The sequence below is a fragment of the Pseudomonas sp. M30-35 genome (assembly GCF_002163625.1).
Classification (GTDB): Bacteria; Pseudomonadota; Gammaproteobacteria; order Pseudomonadales; family Pseudomonadaceae; genus Aquipseudomonas.
Map to the genome: position 1 here is coordinate 761,393 of NZ_CP020892.1, position 13,982 is coordinate 775,374.

At 57.6% G+C, this 13,982-nt stretch carries 20 protein-coding genes; all 20 read left to right on the forward strand.

What is annotated here, in order from left to right:
- The first annotated feature begins 74 nt into the window (after nucleotides 1-74).
- The 20 genes from B9K09_RS03500 to B9K09_RS22650 all read left to right on the forward strand — a co-directional run bounded on the left by B9K09_RS03500 (nucleotide 75) and on the right by B9K09_RS22650 (nucleotide 13,960).
- Nucleotides 75-374, forward strand: coding sequence for a putative holin (locus B9K09_RS03500; RefSeq protein ID WP_256574217.1), 300 nt, complete (start codon nucleotides 75-77; stop codon nucleotides 372-374).
- A 2-nt stretch (nucleotides 375-376) separates the two neighbouring features.
- Nucleotides 377-1,057 (forward strand): transglycosylase SLT domain-containing protein, encoded by a 681-nt coding sequence (locus B9K09_RS03505; protein WP_087515522.1) that lies wholly within the window; start codon nucleotides 377-379, stop codon nucleotides 1,055-1,057.
- A 187-nt stretch (nucleotides 1,058-1,244) separates the two neighbouring features.
- Entirely contained in the window at nucleotides 1,245-1,667 is a 423-nt protein-coding gene (locus tag B9K09_RS03510) for a hypothetical protein (RefSeq protein ID WP_087515523.1), read from the forward strand.
- Between the two features lie 117 nt (nucleotides 1,668-1,784).
- A complete protein-coding gene (locus tag B9K09_RS03515) occupies nucleotides 1,785-2,105 on the forward strand; it encodes a DUF2730 family protein (RefSeq protein WP_087515524.1) in 321 nt (106 codons plus the stop codon).
- Nucleotides 2,102-2,398 (forward strand): hypothetical protein, encoded by a 297-nt coding sequence (locus tag B9K09_RS03520; protein ID WP_087515525.1) that lies wholly within the window; start codon nucleotides 2,102-2,104, stop codon nucleotides 2,396-2,398. Before B9K09_RS03515 ends, B9K09_RS03520 begins: the two co-directional genes overlap by 4 nt.
- A gap of 2 nt (nucleotides 2,399-2,400) precedes the next feature.
- The gene (locus B9K09_RS03525; RefSeq protein ID WP_087515526.1) at nucleotides 2,401-2,949 is read left to right on the forward strand and encodes a phage protein Gp27 family protein; all 549 of its coding nucleotides are present in this window, start codon (nucleotides 2,401-2,403) and stop codon (nucleotides 2,947-2,949) included.
- Nucleotides 2,949-4,607, forward strand: coding sequence for a terminase large subunit domain-containing protein (locus B9K09_RS03530; RefSeq protein WP_087515527.1), 1,659 nt, complete (start codon nucleotides 2,949-2,951; stop codon nucleotides 4,605-4,607). Before B9K09_RS03525 ends, B9K09_RS03530 begins: the two co-directional genes overlap by 1 nt.
- Nucleotides 4,601-6,166, forward strand: coding sequence for a DUF935 domain-containing protein (locus tag B9K09_RS03535; RefSeq protein WP_087515528.1), 1,566 nt, complete (start codon nucleotides 4,601-4,603; stop codon nucleotides 6,164-6,166). The genes B9K09_RS03530 and B9K09_RS03535 overlap by 7 nt, the downstream gene beginning before the upstream one ends.
- Nucleotides 6,156-7,385 (forward strand): PBECR2 nuclease fold domain-containing protein, encoded by a 1,230-nt coding sequence (locus B9K09_RS03540; protein WP_087515529.1) that lies wholly within the window; start codon nucleotides 6,156-6,158, stop codon nucleotides 7,383-7,385. Before B9K09_RS03535 ends, B9K09_RS03540 begins: the two co-directional genes overlap by 11 nt.
- 2 nt (nucleotides 7,386-7,387) lie before the next feature.
- Nucleotides 7,388-7,957, forward strand: coding sequence for a phage virion morphogenesis protein (locus B9K09_RS03545; RefSeq protein WP_087515530.1), 570 nt, complete (start codon nucleotides 7,388-7,390; stop codon nucleotides 7,955-7,957).
- A 212-nt stretch (nucleotides 7,958-8,169) separates the two neighbouring features.
- Nucleotides 8,170-9,273 (forward strand): phage protease, encoded by a 1,104-nt coding sequence (locus B9K09_RS03550; RefSeq protein ID WP_087515531.1) that lies wholly within the window; start codon nucleotides 8,170-8,172, stop codon nucleotides 9,271-9,273.
- A 3-nt stretch (nucleotides 9,274-9,276) separates the two neighbouring features.
- A complete protein-coding gene (locus B9K09_RS03555) occupies nucleotides 9,277-9,684 on the forward strand; it encodes a hypothetical protein (protein ID WP_087515532.1) in 408 nt (135 codons plus the stop codon).
- A 14-nt stretch (nucleotides 9,685-9,698) separates the two neighbouring features.
- Complete coding sequence (locus tag B9K09_RS03560) at nucleotides 9,699-10,589, forward strand: Mu-like prophage major head subunit gpT family protein (protein ID WP_087515533.1); 891 nt, start codon at nucleotides 9,699-9,701, stop codon at nucleotides 10,587-10,589.
- 11 nt (nucleotides 10,590-10,600) lie between these two features.
- Nucleotides 10,601-11,365 (forward strand): HI1506-related protein, encoded by a 765-nt coding sequence (locus tag B9K09_RS03565; protein ID WP_087515534.1) that lies wholly within the window; start codon nucleotides 10,601-10,603, stop codon nucleotides 11,363-11,365.
- Between the two features lie 2 nt (nucleotides 11,366-11,367).
- On the forward strand, nucleotides 11,368-11,883 hold the full coding sequence (locus B9K09_RS03570) for a gp436 family protein (protein ID WP_087515535.1): 516 nt from the start codon (nucleotides 11,368-11,370) through the stop codon (nucleotides 11,881-11,883).
- Nucleotides 11,883-12,323, forward strand: a complete 441-nt coding sequence (locus tag B9K09_RS03575) for a hypothetical protein (protein WP_087515536.1) — start codon at nucleotides 11,883-11,885, stop codon at nucleotides 12,321-12,323. The genes B9K09_RS03570 and B9K09_RS03575 overlap by 1 nt, the downstream gene beginning before the upstream one ends.
- Complete coding sequence (locus tag B9K09_RS03580; protein WP_087515537.1) at nucleotides 12,320-12,529, forward strand: hypothetical protein; 210 nt, start codon at nucleotides 12,320-12,322, stop codon at nucleotides 12,527-12,529. The genes B9K09_RS03575 and B9K09_RS03580 overlap by 4 nt, the downstream gene beginning before the upstream one ends.
- An 11-nt stretch (nucleotides 12,530-12,540) precedes the next feature.
- On the forward strand, nucleotides 12,541-13,311 hold the full coding sequence (locus B9K09_RS03585) for a hypothetical protein (RefSeq protein ID WP_087515538.1): 771 nt from the start codon (nucleotides 12,541-12,543) through the stop codon (nucleotides 13,309-13,311).
- Between the two features lie 2 nt (nucleotides 13,312-13,313).
- On the forward strand, nucleotides 13,314-13,820 hold the full coding sequence (locus B9K09_RS03590) for a DUF6631 family protein (RefSeq protein ID WP_087515539.1): 507 nt from the start codon (nucleotides 13,314-13,316) through the stop codon (nucleotides 13,818-13,820).
- Nucleotides 13,817-13,960, forward strand: a complete 144-nt coding sequence (locus B9K09_RS22650) for a hypothetical protein (protein WP_177408613.1) — start codon at nucleotides 13,817-13,819, stop codon at nucleotides 13,958-13,960. Before B9K09_RS03590 ends, B9K09_RS22650 begins: the two co-directional genes overlap by 4 nt.
- The last annotated feature ends 22 nt before the right edge of the window (nucleotides 13,961-13,982 follow it).

Here is a 13,982-nt window from a genome sequence, read left to right on the forward strand (position 1 = left end):
TGATTGCAGTGCCTGCTTAAACAGGCCTGACCATCAGCCGGCCAAGGATGGCCACCTCACACGCGGAGAGTTTCATGTCTAATTCCTGCACGCCTCGTTCCCGCCTGCCGCGTATGACGCTGTGGACGATCATCACTCTTTGTTTATTGCTGCTGCTGGCGTTTGTCCGCCCTGAGCAGTTGCAAGTGATTCTGTACAAATCCCTTTTGGTTACGCTCGCAGCGGTGATCGGCTACTGGATTGACCGTTCGTTGTTTCCCTATGTCCAAGATCGCCCGCACCAATGCATTGGTGGCATCCACATCGTGGGAGCCTGGTTGCGTCGAGCACTGATTGTGCTGGCGTGCGTCCTCGGCATGACGCTGGGGCTTTAGTCATGCGCACTGTCATTTTGTGCTTCCTGGAGTCGGTGGTCAGTAGCTCACTGGGCTGGCTGCTCTTGGGCTTGGCCCTGCTGGTTGTGAGCTGCCAACCGGCCTACGCCGACACTATCCCCCGTGAAGCTGAGCAATATCGTCGCACCTTGGTACGTGCTGCACATGCTGAATGGGGGCTTGATGCGCCTATTGCCACACTTGCAGCTCAAGTACATCAAGAGAGCGCCTGGCGGGCCAATGCTCGATCACCCGTTGGGGCTCAGGGGTTAGCGCAATTTATGCCCGGTACCAGTGCGTGGATGGCTGAGTTGTACCCCAAAACCCTGGGCGCCAACCAACCTTTCAATCCCGGCTGGGCGTTACGGGCCATGGTTGTATATGACCGTTGGCTGTATGCACGAAACCAGACCGCCGCCAGTGAGTGTGATCGCTGGGCGTTTGTCCTATCTGCCTATAACGGCGGATTGGGTTGGGTGATTCGCGACCGGAAACTGGCATCGGCAAAAGGCGCAGATCAGCTGGTCTGGTTTGATTCTGTCGAGCGGCACAATGCGGGCCGTTCGACTGGCAACTTCCGTGAAAACCGCCATTACCCGCGCGTGATTCTTCTGCGCTGGGAGCCGATGTATGTGGCTGCCGGTTGGGGCTCTGGCGTTTGCTCTGAGAGGTACTCCCTATGATCCGCTTACGCCTTAGTTGTTTGGCTTTGGGTTTGGCATCTGCACTCAGTGTTTCTGCCGCAACTCGTAACTGGCTAGCCCAACCTGAGCTGTATTGCTCCCCAATTCCGCGCCCTCGCCATGGGAAAACAGGTGTGCTTAAAGCTAAGCGCGCTGCGCGCAAGTACAAGCGCCGCCGGTGTCAGCAATGATCAATCGTATCGTGTTGTCGTTATGTGCCATCACGGGTCTAGGTGTTGTGTTGTTTGTTGTGTACCAACTCGGTGCGAGCAATGCCTACGACCTGGGGTATGCCGAGGGCACAAGTGCTGCGAAAGACAGTTGCCAAGCCGCCCAGTTGGGTGCGCTGCAGGCCGTGATCGACAGCACGGTGAGTCTCACAGTAGCGGCCAACACCGCTAGCCAAGAGCTAGGCAAGACCATCAGCGCTCGCAAACAGGCGGACGCCAATACAACAAAGGAGATCCGTGATGCGCTCGCATTTACTGCGCCTCAGCGCGCTGGCTGTGTGTTTGACGCTAGCGTCATGCAGCAGCTCGACACCGCGCGGCATCGAGCCGCCGAGGCCGCTGCCAGCGGAGTACGCAGCACAGTGCCCGCCGCCCGTTGAACAGGCCAGCAACAGCGCCGATGCAGCCGCTGTGGCTTTGAAAGAACTCTATGACCAGTACGGTCTGTGTGCCGGCCGGTTGGTTGACCTGGTGAATTACCTGCAGGAGCAGCGCTGATGGATTGGGACTTCGTGACCAGGGTTGGTCAGTTCATTTTCACGGTAGGGGTCGGCCTTTACACCGTAATGGCCTCGCGCCGTTCGGCATCTACCGCCGAAGCCCAGGCGCTGGATAAGCGCCTGAACAATCATCACACCCGTATCGTCACTGTTGAACAGCAGTTACTGCATCTGCCGGATGCCAAACAAATGTCCGAGTTAGCCGGTGATATGAAGGCTGTTAAGGCTGAGCTTGCGGGGGTAGCTCGTGAACTGGCCCCTTTGGCCAGAGCGCTGGATCGGATTAATGACTACCTGCTAAACGCGAGGCCCCAATGAGCACTCCCTTTTCTGATTTCCTGCGCCAGGACCAACGCCTGGTTATGTTGCGCATCCTCTCTGAGGTGCCGCAGTACCGCGCTAACTCATCCGTGATCGCCAGTCTGCTTGGTGAGTTCGGCCACCATCCGAGCCGCGACCAAGTGAAGACTGAACTGGTATGGCTTGGCGACCAGGGCCTTGTGAAGGTTGAGGATATTGGCTCTGTACTCGTGGTCACTTTGATTGAACGCGGTGCTGATGTAGCGGCTGGTCGCTCCTCGGTGCCGGGTGTCAGTAAGCCGAGGCCTTGAATATGGCACGCAAGAGCAGCATCGACAAAGCGCGTGATGAGGTTCGAGAAGTTATCCACCGTATGTTGAGGGATAACCGGCTGACGCTCGACGAGATGAAAGAGGTACTGGGAGAGCGCTTCCCTGAGGAAGTAACGCCAAGCCGCACGGCACTGCATCGTTACAGGCAGGGGTTTTCCGAGATCATGCGTAGCCATCGCGAGATTCAGGTTGCGAGTGAGGCGCTGGTCGCTGAGCTGGGCGAAAACTTCGACGACAAGAGCGGTGCGCTTCTGGCCCAAGCAGTGACAACCCTCGCCACACGGGCATCTCACGATGCATTGGCAGAGGATAAAACTGAAATTGGTGACGTGCTCGACCTTGCCCGTGCAGCCAAATATGCCCAAGAAACCCGAGCGCTGAGCCTGAAAGAACGCCAAGTGGTTGCCAAAGAGGCACGCGAACGGCTCATCAAAGAGCAGGAAGAGCGCCTGGAAGAAATGCGTGGCAGCGACGGTATGAGCGAGCAGCTTGAAGATCGCATTCGTCGCGTACTGATGGGGAAAGCCTGATGACACAGACAGAGGCCAAGCCACTCAAAGCGCTAAGTGCACCCCGTAAAATCGACCTCGCCGCCGAAATGGAACTGCATGGCGTAGTAGTGCCGCAAGACATGGAAGACGCTATCCCTGGTGGCGAAGCGGTGTTTCTGCCGTACCAGCAGCGTTGGTTCGATGACACCAGCCAGATCATGATTGCCGAGAAAAGTCGACGGACCGGACTGACTTGGGCCGAGGCCGGTCGCAACGTGATCAATGGCGCCAAGCCTCGCCGCCGTGGCGGCTGCAACACGTTCTATGTGGGCAGTAAGCAAGAGATGGCGCTTGAGTACATCGCCGCTTGCGCGCTGTTCGCCAAGGCGTTCAACGAGCTTGCTCAGGCCGATGTTTACGAGCAAACCTTCTGGGATGACGGCAAGAAGGAAGAGATCCTGGCCTACATGATCCGCTTCCCGAAAAGCGGTTTTAAGATCCAGGCACTTAGTTCTCGACCAAGTAACTTGCGCGGTCTGCAGGGCGACGTGGTGATCGACGAAGCGGCATTCCATGAATCCTTGGAAGAGCTGCTTAAGGCGGCTCTAGCACTCACCATGTGGGGCAATAAGGTTCGGTTGATAAGCACCCACAACAGCGTCGACAACGCTTTCAACAGTTACATCCAAGACGCTCGCGAGGGGCGCAAGGACTACAGCATTCACCGCATCACGCTTGACGAGGCGATTGCCCAAGGGCTGTACAAGCGCATCTGCTATGTCACCGGACAGGATTGGTCACCCGAGGCTGAGAAAGAGTGGCGCGATAAGCTCTATAAGAACGCTCCGAACATCGAAAGCGCCGATGAGGAATATGGCTGTGTGCCGAAGAAATCAGGCGGTGCTTATCTCTCGCGCGTGCTTATTGAACAGGCGATGGTGCTCGATCACTCAATCCGCATTTACCGCTACGAAGCCCCGGAAGGATTCGAGCAGTGGACGCCTGAGATGCGTGAGGCTGAAGTTAAGGCATGGTGCGAGGAGAACCTAGCCCCCGAACTGGCCCGACTTAACCCACGCAACCGCCATACCTTCGGCGAAGACTTTGCCCGCCGTGGCGACCTGACAGTGTTCACGCCACTGCAGATCAACCCGATGTTGCGCAAGCGTGTGCCCTTTGAAGTTGAGCTGCGCAACCTTACCTACGAAGCTCAGCGGCAGATCATGTTCTTTATCTGCGATCGCCTGCCGCGCCTTAGTGGTCTGGCGTTCGACGCCACAGGTAATGGCGGATATTTGGCCGAGCAAGCTGCTTTGCGTTACGGCGCGGGCTTGGTCGACCAGGTGCAACTGAACTTGGCCTGGTATGCGCTCTGGATGCCCAAACTCAAAGGCGAGCTTGAGGCTTTCAACCTGGAGATCGCCCGTCATCAAACGCGCCTCGATGACCTGCTGTCGATCAAGGTCGATAAGGGTGTGCCGGTAATCGACAAAGGCCGCACCAAGGATCTGCAATCACAAGACAGCAAGGCCAAGCGCCACGGCGACAGTGCTGTGTCACTGGTGATGGCCGTGCGCGCTTCATTCATGGAGGGCGGTGCCATTGAGTTTACCGCCGTGCCGCGTCACAGCCGGGGCTTCGATAACACAGACCCTGACGACAACGACATCGAATTACCGGAGCCTTCCGCATGGTGACTACATCCCGCATTCTTGGGCCAGATGGCCAGCCGATTCAGATGGCTGAGATTCGGGCGGCGCAGACCGCACACCTGACCAGCCTGCACCACGAGGTGGGCAACCACCCCTCGCGTGGCCTGACGCCGAGCAAGCTGGCGCAGATCCTCGACGCCGCGGAGCATGGTGATGTGGTGGCGCAGTACGAGCTGTTTGAAGACATTGAGGAGAAAGATGGGCACGTCTTTGCCGAGATGGACAAGCGCCGCCGCGCGGTGTCTCAACTCGATTGGCAGATCGTTCCACCGGATAAACCCACCGCCAAAGAGAAGGCTGCGACCGCTGCGCTGCAGGCGATGTTGGCGGGGCTTGATGATTTTGAGCTGATGCTGTTCGACGTCACCGATGCCATCGGCAAAGGTTTTGCGTGTCTGGAGTTTGATGGCTGGCACCGGGTAGATGGTGACTGGCTGCCCAGGGCCATCGATTATCGCCCGCAAACCTGGTTCCAACTGGTGCGCGGCACCCGCCAGGAGATCCGTCTGCGTGGTGCCAGTGGCGGTGAGGCCCTGCAGCCGTTCGGCTGGATCACCCACATTCACAAAGCCAAAAGCGGCTATCTGGAACGCTCTGCGCTGTTCCGCGTGCTGGTGTGGCCATACCTGTTCAAGAACTACAGCGTGGGCGATCTAGCTGAGTTCCTAGAGATCTACGGTATCCCGATGCGCGTGGGCAAATACCCAGGCGGCGCCACTGAGAAAGAGAAACTCACTCTGCTGCGTGCCTTGGCCCAGCTCGGCCACAGCGCCGCTGGCATCATCCCTATCGGCATGGAGATGGAATTTCTCAACGCAGCCGAGGGCGACCCGGCCGCGTTCAAACTGATGATCGACTGGTGCGAACGCACTCAGAGCAAGGCGATTTTGGGCGGCACGCTCACCAGCGGTACCGGCGACGGCACCAACACCAACGCCCTGGGTAACGTACACAACGAAGTACGTCTTGACCTTCGGGACTCAGATGCCAAACAGTTGGCCGCGACCATCAGCCGTGACCTGATCTATCCAATCGCGGTGCTCAATGGCCTAGCCGATAGCTGGAAGCGCTGCCCAAGGCTAGTGTTCCAAACTCAAGAGCCCGAGGATCTGAAAGCCTATGCCGCTTCACTTCCGGGGCTGGTCAAGATGGGTTTCAAGATCCCGCGCCAGTGGGCTCAAGAGAAGGTGGCCATCCCCGAACCTGCCGAGGGTGAGGAGATCCTGCAGACTGCTGCACCCGTCGCGCGGCCAGTCCCCGACGAACCACCTGCAGGCCGTGCGGTGGCCACTGCACAACAAGCAGCCCGCACTGCAGCTGATCGCCTGGACGATGATCTGCAGCCACTCACAGACCAGTGGATCAGCCGTATACGCCAACTGGTCGAGCAATCCGAAAGTCTGGAGCAGATACGCGATGGCCTGGCCGAGCTGCTGCCGGATATGAGCATCGAACAGTACGCCGAGGCCATGGCACAGGCGCTGGCTGCTGCTGCCCTGCAGGGCCGTTACGAGATCATGCAGGAGGCCGCTGGTGGCCGTTAGTGCGACCTCGTTGCCGTTCCGTGAGCAGAACGAGTTTCTGCGGCGCAAACTCAATCTGCCCACCAATGGTTGGACTGATGTATACGGTCGTGAGCATGACTTTGCGTTTGTGGTGGCCGGTGCGAATCGTGACGACCTGGTGGCTGATTTTCATCAAGCTGTGCAGCGGGCCATCGAGGGCGGTACCACCCTAGAGCAGTTTCGCAAGGACTTCGACCGCATCGTCGCCAAGCACGGCTGGAGCTACAACGGAGGCCGCAACTGGCGCTCGCGGGTTATCTACGAAACCAACATGCGCAGTAGCTACATGGCAGGTCGTTATGAGCAGCTGATGGCAGTGCGCGAGGAGCGTCCCTATTGGCAGTACTTGCACAGTGACGCTGTTGAGCACCCGCGCCCGGAGCACGAAGCCTGGAACGGCATGGTGCTGCGCTGGGATGATCCATGGTGGCAGCACCATTTCCCGATTAACGCCTGGGGCTGCCAGTGTAGCGTGCGGGCACTGAGCTATGACGATCTGGTGCGCATGGGTAAAACCGGCCCAGACACCGCCCCGGCGATCGTTTGGGAGCAGCGCACAATCGGCCAGCGTAGCCAGCAGGGGCCGCGCACGGTTCAGGTTCCACAGGGTATTGATCCAGGCTTCGAGTATGTTCCTGGCCGCTCGCGCTTGGAAAGCCAGGTGCCGGTACCGCGAGCAGGTGAAGAGCTGATCGCTTCAGCCACGCCAGGGCTGCCCAACCGACTGGCTCCTGACTCACTGCCGGAGCCCAAGGCGATCGATCCTGCTAGCTTGCCACCTGCAGGTATGAGCGATGCCGAGTATGCCCGCCGGGCACTCGATGCGTTCGGCGCCCAACTCGATGCGGCTGAGCTAGTCACTGACGTGCTTGGCGAACGCATCACAGTCGGCCCCACAATGTTTGCTCAACCGTCTGGCCCGCTGGTGTTGCAGGACAAAGGCGAGATGCTGCCGTTACTGGCTGAAACGCTATTACAGCCTGATGAGGTATGGACGCGCCTGGAGTACTCCAACCAGTTGCAGAAATCGCAGGTGCTGCGCCGTTACTTGGGCCGCTTCAACCTGGGTGAGCAGTTGACTCAGTTGGTGGTAGTTGAGCTGGCTGGTAATGCCTGGAGCTGGGCTATCGAGGCTGATAGTCCAACCATCACCCAACTGTTGCGCCAGGGCGTGCGCTTATATCGGCGTGAGGACTGAGCATGGCCGGCGCCACTCTAGAGTTTGACGCCACAGGGGCGCTGGCCATCATCAACGAGGCCGCAGCTGCTGTTGCTGATCCCAAGCCGATGCTGCGCAATATCGGTGAGTACTTGTTGATTGCCCACGATCGACGCTTTGCCAGTCAAAGCTCGCCAGATGGCACACCCTGGCAGGCACTCTCGCCGGCATACCTCAAACGCAAGAAGAAAAACCGCGACAAGATCCTCACGCTCGATGGCTTTCTGAAAAATACATTGCGCTACCAGGTAGGCGATAACGACCTGGTGTTTGGTACTAACCGTATCTACGGCGCAATACAGCACTTTGGCGGCAGCATCGACATTGCTGCGCGCAGCCAGCAGGCCTATTTTCGTCAGGACAGAAAGACAGGCGATGTAGGCAACCTGTTTGTCAGCAAGCGCAAAAGCAATTTTTCGCAGTGGGTTACTCTGGGTGCGTACACCATTCAGATTCCTTCACGCCCTTGGCTGGGTACCAGTGAGGATGACAACTACGCCATCGCTGGCATCGCCATGCGCTACTTGATGCCCAATTCTGCCGAAAGTTGAAAGCAGCCCTGTGAGGCGTTTTAAGGGCCATAGGCGCGGCCCTTATATCTATGTAACCCAGTTCGACGTGCTGATGGCGTTTATAAACACGCCAAGTGGCCATTGTTGCAAACCCTGCAGACGATATTTGCAGCTGAGCGCCTAAACCCATCCCGGATTATTTTTGCCTCGGCAAAATTACTCTCGCGCGCGCATTCGCCATCCTCGGCGACATGAACAGAAAACGTCTCCCTCTCGCCGTTGCACTCGCCGCCTGCAGTTTCTCGCTGGGCGCGGTGGCGGACGACAACACCATCTGGCTGCAGGTGACCCCTGCGGGCAACTTCACTCCGTCCGATGGTCGCGAGATTAACGTCGCCTCCTGGTACATCGACAGCGCAGTCGCTGAGAAGGTGATTGCCAGGTTCAGCGCCCGCCGAAACAAGCGCGTTCTGGACTACGAGCATCAGACCCTTCTCAAAGAAAAGAACGGTCAGCCTGCACCCGCTGCTGGTTGGATTCAGGAGTTGGCTTGGCGTGAAGGCCAAGGCCTGTTTGCAAAAGCAAAGCTCACTGCGCGTGCAGCTGAGTACATCGCCAACGAGGAATATCTCTATTTCTCCCCAGTCTTCCTCTATCACCCCACGACCGGCGAAGTGCTGGACGTGCAGATGGGGGCGCTCACCAACGACCCAGCAATCGACAACATGGAGGAACTCAGCCTCCGTGCAGCCGCTTCGTTCGGGCTTGAAATTGAAACCGAAGAGGAAATCCCCGTGAACCCATTGCTGCTGGCGATGATCGCCGCCCTCGGCCTTGCCGAGAACACCACTGAAGAGCAGGCAGTCGCTGCGCTTTCTGCTCATACCGCCAACCTACGCAAAGCCCTCGGCCTGGATGACAAGGCCAATGGCGAAGCAATGGTGGCAGCTTGCACCGGCCTCAAGGCCAAGGCGGCTGTCAGCGTTGACCCTTCTAAGTTTGTACCGGTATCTGCTGTCGCCGGTTTGCAGGCTGATCTCGCCGCACTGACCGCTCGCTTGGGCGAACGCGACGAGGAAGACCTTGATATTCAGGTCAAGGCCGCTCTTGGGGACGGACGTTTGCACAAGAGCATGGAGAAATGGGCACGCGAACTGGGTAAAGAAAATCGTGCCTCCCTGACTGCTTACCTGAATGAGTCGGCACCCATCGCGGCGCTGACCCGTAGCCAAACCGAAGGTAAACCACCGGTTGCCGATGAAAAAACCGGGCTCACCCAAGCTGAGCAAGCAATGTGCTCGCACATGGGCCTGACCGCTGAACAGTTCAAGGCCGCTAAAGCCGAGGAGCAATAAGCCATGACTGCGCTTACAAAAGACCGAAACACCGTGCGCCGTGATGGCGTGCAGCACTCAGACCCGGTGGATGGCGCAACACGTATTTATGCCGGTTCTTTGGTGTGTCTGAATGCTTCCGGCAATGCTGTGCCGGGCGCGCTCTCTGACGCGCTTAAAGCTCGTGGCGTGGCGCAAGAGCAAGTAGACAACCGCGACGGAGTGGCTGGCGATCTGCGTATCGAAACCCGCCGTGGCGTGTTCCCGTTTGCCAACAGCACCACCACTGACGAAATCACCCGTGCCGATATCGGTGCTGATGCCTACATCGTCGACGACCAGACGGTTGCCAAAACCTCTGCCACCAGCACCCGATCGGTTGCCGGCATCATCCGCGATGTGGATGAAGCTGGCGTCTGGGTCGAAATCTAAGGAGCAAGACTCAGATGATCATTAACCGCGCAAACTTGAATATGCTGTTCACGGGCTACAAAGCCTCTTTCCAGAACGCATTCGCTGGCATTAAGCCGGACTTCATGCCTTTTACTATGGAAGTGCCTTCGGTCAACTCAGTCGAGCAATATGCCTGGCTGGGCAACAGCACTGTATTTCGCGAGTGGCTAGGCGATCGAGTCATCCAGAATCTGGCTCTGCACGACTACAGCATCAAGAACAAATCGTTCGAGAACACTGTTGGCGTCAGTCGCGAGAGCATCGAAGATGACAGCTACGGTGTGTTCACTCCGTTGATGGGCCAATTAGGCCAGGACTCAGCCAACCACCCATCCACGCTGATCTATGACCTGATTTCCGCTGGTTTTTCCAGTAAGTGCTACGACGGCCAGTATTTCTTCGACACCGATCACCCGGTGACGAACAAAAACGGCAATGAAGTGAGCATGAGCAACTTCCAGGGCGGTACAGGTACCCCTTGGTACCTGCTGGATACCAGTCGCGTAATGAAGCCGGTGATCCTGCAGAAGCGCAAAAACTACAACTTCGTCTCAATGGATAAAGAGACGGACGACAACGTGTTCATGCGTAAAGAGTACGTCTACGGAGTAGATGCACGTTTGAATGCGGGTTACGGCCTTTGGCAGCTTGCCCACAGCTCGAAGGAAACGCTTGATGCGGCGGCCTTCAATGATGCGTTTGCCTCTATGCAATCCATGGTTGGCGATCGCGGCAAAAAGTTAGGCATCCAGCCCAAACTTCTGGTTGTTCCGGCTAGCTTGCGCGATGTAGCGCTTGAGATCGTCAAGGCCGAACGTGGCGCCAACGGTGCTACCAACATCAACCGCAACGCTGTGGACGTGCTCGTCACGCCGTGGCTGTAAGGGGGTGATGTATGCCACGTAAAACACCGAATAAGGGCGCTCAAGCGCCCGCAACTAAAGCAGATAAGGCAGCCACTGCGGCTGCCTCTGCTACCGCCGAACAGCTGGACACCCAGCCGGCGGGTTCTACAGATAGCGCGGCTTCGCCAGCCGCTGATTCCATACAAACCGTGAGCGGAGCGTCAACTGGTCAGGAGACCGGTGATAAGGGGCAGGATGCCCCGACTGTTCTCATTGTTGGCGATCTGGGTGCTGGGCAGTACATCGAGGCCATCATTGATGGCGATGTGAATGTGTTGCCGCTCGCCGAACTTAACGAGCCGTTGTTGCGCGAGGTCGGTAAGTTCGTCGAGATCGAGCAGTACGATGTGTTGCCCCCAGAGCAACTGATTTTGCAGATCGAGCAGAAGGTTGGTATCGAACCGCTGCCGTACCCATCTGGTGTGTCAGATGGTGATGATCCGCTGGCGGCTGCGCTGAATGAACTGAGCGTCGATAAAACCGCCAATACGTCCGTCATCGACGCAGCTGCTTCTGCCGCGCTCACCGATGGTGAAGGTGCAGACAACGCTCTTGACGACGACGGCGATATCGAAGGCCTTTGGATTACCGCGACTTCCGAGCAGGGTTTTCGTCGTTGCGGTTTTCGCTTTACCCGTGAGGGCTTTGCCATTGCACTGTCTGCCCTGACCAAGGCGCAGATCGAGCAGCTGGAGGGCGAGCCCAATCTCAAGGTTGAGCGTGGCATCTTCAGCGGCCGAGCCGGAGCGCAATAACCATGCAATACATCACCGCCGACGACCTGGCCGAACGCCCTGGTGCACGTGAGCTGGCCCAAGTGGCCACGCCTGATAACGCACGCCAGATCGCTACTGACCTCATGGAGGCCACCCTGCGCGGTGGCGACCGCAGTGCTTGGCCAGTTGACCAGGTCGTCGTGGCGGATGATGCCTTGCAACGTATTCAAGATGCAGTCACCGAGGCAGAAAGTCTTATTGATGGTTATCTCGCACGGCGCAGTTATCCGCTACCACTGAGCCCTGTACCCAAGCTTGTCACCGGCTGGGTCCGCGATATCGCCCGTTACCTGCTGCACAAGGATCGCGGCGGTAAAGAGGATTCCGACCCAATCGTGCGCAACTACAAAGATGCGATGAAGTTCCTGGGGCTGATCGCCAAAGGTGAGTTCAGCCTGGGTGCCGAAGACCCTGTGACCAACAACCCGGATCAGTTGGATGTGCGGTTTGAATCCGCACCGAGTGTGTTTGATCGCACAAGCCGGAGACACTTCTGATGAGTTATGCGCCGCTGGATACCTCACTGATTGAGCAACGCCTGCGTGACCTAGTGCCGGCGTTCGAAGAGGTTAACGGTGCCGCCGCTTACCACACTCTCAAGGGTCTGCAGGACTTTCGCACTGGCACTTGTTATGTGGTGCTGGCAGCTGAGAGCAACCCTGCCGCCGACGGTGGACAACCGCGCCGCAAGGCAGCTGCCTCTGCCGTGTTTGGTGTGGTGATTTGCACTCGTAACTACCGCGACCCGCATGCCGAGGCGGCAAAAGATGATGCCATTATTTTCGCTGGCAAGGCACGTGAGGCCTTGATCGGCTGGACACCAGGCAACTGGTCAAATTGCACCTGGCTCAAAGGTCAAGTGCTCGACAGTGATCAAGATCGCGTGCTCTGGATCGACGTTTACCACACCACCCATGTACTAGGGGGCAACCCGTGAACAAGCAAACCGATATCGCCGTTAAACCTGCTGCCAAAGCCGAGACATTTAAGGAAAAGCTGCTCAAGGCGCACACCCATCGTGGCGAGAAATTGCCAGCGGGTAAGACCATTGAAGTGACCGCACCCGAACGCGACTTTCTGCGCGGCAAAGGTGTGATCGCAACCCCAACCACAACGGATGCTGCCGCTCTGGCCGCTGAATAACGAGGTGCACCATGTCTGAGAAATATTACTTCGGCCAAGGCAAATTGTGGATCGCCGAGATCCTCGCCGGCGGCGCGCTTGGCCCTTGGGTTTGGCTGGGCGATGTTTCTGAATTGTCCGGTCAGGGCAGTGAAACGCCTGTACAACACCGAGAATCCTTCAGCGGCACCAATGCCTTGGTGCGGGAGTTCTCCCGCGAACTTGGCATGGCCTGGAGCGCAACTTTGCACCAGCTTGATGTCGACAACGTCGGTCGTTTCACCCGCTCGAAAATGAGCGAGACCATCGGCGGTACCGTAACCGGTGAAGAGCTACCCAACCCGGTGGCGGACGGTGACCTTATTGCACTCGATAACATGAACGTCAGCGACCTGGTGCTCACTGACAGCCTGACGCCAACACCTGCAACTTTGGAGCTTGGCGTCCACTATGATTACGATGTGTTTGGTGATATCGAAATTCTGACCCTGCCGACCTCTCCAGCACCGACAGAACCTCTGTTAGCTGCGTATTCTCATGGGGCCACCAAGCAGGCTGCCTTGTTAGCCGGTAGCCGCAAGAACTATGCGCTGAAATACAAGGGCATCAACTTGGCCGAAAACGAAGCGCCAATTCTTGTTGAGCTGTACAAGGTCAGCGCAGGCCTGTTGCAGCAGTTGGCTTTGATCACCAGTGGTAACCAGTTGGCCGGTTCGCCAGTTACATTCACCACATTATTGGACACCAGCAAGCCAGCCAGTGGTGACCTCGGCCAGTTTGGTCGCTTTGTTGAGCTTGCCTGACCATGGCCAGGCGTAAGAGAGGTGTAATCAAGGCATCTGAGCCAGCAGCAGTTGAAGGTGCTGATGATCTGCAGGTGCTGCACCCCAACCTGGCGGCCGACCTTAATGGCCGCCAGGTAATGGTGCGCGAATACGGGTTTGTTGAAGGCTTGCAGCTGCAAGCCGAACTGCAGCCATTTCTCAATGGGTTATATGAGCTTGCGCAGGCCGGTACAACTCCATCACTTGATGAGATTTTGGTGCTGATTGGTCGCCACACTGACATTGTGATGGGCGCGATGGCCATCTCTGCCGACGTGACCGTCGATGAACTCAAAGGCCTGAAAAGCCAGATTGAAGGCCGCACACTGTTGATGAAGTGGTGGACCGCTAACGGCCCTTTTTTCTGGCGCTGCGTCCACGACCGGATACTGGGCGAGCGCGAGCTGGCCAAACGTCGCGGTGGGCAGATATCTACGCCCAGCTCATCCGCGCCGGCTACGGAGACGTCGAATCCATCGGGCGAATGACGCAGCGCCAAATACTGTTGTTGTTCGAGGCTGAGTTAAGGGCACGCCGCCAGGAGCGTGCCGAGGCGTTGATTGATACCAACAATGCCTTCGCTGGCGGCGAAACTGCCAATAAACATCTCAAAGACCTGACCTCATAACCGCCTTCGGGCGGTTTATTTT

What these genes read in the sequence shown, in the direction of transcription:
- B9K09_RS22650 (WP_177408613.1), top strand. Translation starts at nt 13,817, where the DNA reads ATGACGCAGCGCCAAATACTGTTGTTGTTCGAGGCTGAGTTAAGGGCA.
- B9K09_RS03565 (WP_087515534.1), top strand. Translation starts at nt 10,601, where the DNA reads ATGCCACGTAAAACACCGAATAAGGGCGCTCAAGCGCCCGCAACTAAA.
- B9K09_RS03525 (WP_087515526.1), top strand. Translation starts at nt 2,401, where the DNA reads ATGGCACGCAAGAGCAGCATCGACAAAGCGCGTGATGAGGTTCGAGAA.
- B9K09_RS03570 (WP_087515535.1), top strand. Translation starts at nt 11,368, where the DNA reads ATGCAATACATCACCGCCGACGACCTGGCCGAACGCCCTGGTGCACGT.
- B9K09_RS03585 (WP_087515538.1), top strand. Translation starts at nt 12,541, where the DNA reads ATGTCTGAGAAATATTACTTCGGCCAAGGCAAATTGTGGATCGCCGAG.
- B9K09_RS03560 (WP_087515533.1), top strand. Translation starts at nt 9,699, where the DNA reads ATGATCATTAACCGCGCAAACTTGAATATGCTGTTCACGGGCTACAAA.
- B9K09_RS03545 (WP_087515530.1), top strand. Translation starts at nt 7,388, where the DNA reads ATGGCCGGCGCCACTCTAGAGTTTGACGCCACAGGGGCGCTGGCCATC.
- B9K09_RS03550 (WP_087515531.1), top strand. Translation starts at nt 8,170, where the DNA reads ATGAACAGAAAACGTCTCCCTCTCGCCGTTGCACTCGCCGCCTGCAGT.
- B9K09_RS03500 (WP_256574217.1), top strand. Translation starts at nt 75, where the DNA reads ATGTCTAATTCCTGCACGCCTCGTTCCCGCCTGCCGCGTATGACGCTG.
- B9K09_RS03530 (WP_087515527.1), top strand. Translation starts at nt 2,949, where the DNA reads ATGACACAGACAGAGGCCAAGCCACTCAAAGCGCTAAGTGCACCCCGT.
- B9K09_RS03505 (WP_087515522.1), top strand. Translation starts at nt 377, where the DNA reads ATGCGCACTGTCATTTTGTGCTTCCTGGAGTCGGTGGTCAGTAGCTCA.
- B9K09_RS03555 (WP_087515532.1), top strand. Translation starts at nt 9,277, where the DNA reads ATGACTGCGCTTACAAAAGACCGAAACACCGTGCGCCGTGATGGCGTG.
- B9K09_RS03575 (WP_087515536.1), top strand. Translation starts at nt 11,883, where the DNA reads ATGAGTTATGCGCCGCTGGATACCTCACTGATTGAGCAACGCCTGCGT.
- B9K09_RS03590 (WP_087515539.1), top strand. Translation starts at nt 13,314, where the DNA reads ATGGCCAGGCGTAAGAGAGGTGTAATCAAGGCATCTGAGCCAGCAGCA.
- B9K09_RS03515 (WP_087515524.1), top strand. Translation starts at nt 1,785, where the DNA reads ATGGATTGGGACTTCGTGACCAGGGTTGGTCAGTTCATTTTCACGGTA.
- B9K09_RS03520 (WP_087515525.1), top strand. Translation starts at nt 2,102, where the DNA reads ATGAGCACTCCCTTTTCTGATTTCCTGCGCCAGGACCAACGCCTGGTT.
- B9K09_RS03535 (WP_087515528.1), top strand. Translation starts at nt 4,601, where the DNA reads ATGGTGACTACATCCCGCATTCTTGGGCCAGATGGCCAGCCGATTCAG.
- B9K09_RS03510 (WP_087515523.1), top strand. Translation starts at nt 1,245, where the DNA reads ATGATCAATCGTATCGTGTTGTCGTTATGTGCCATCACGGGTCTAGGT.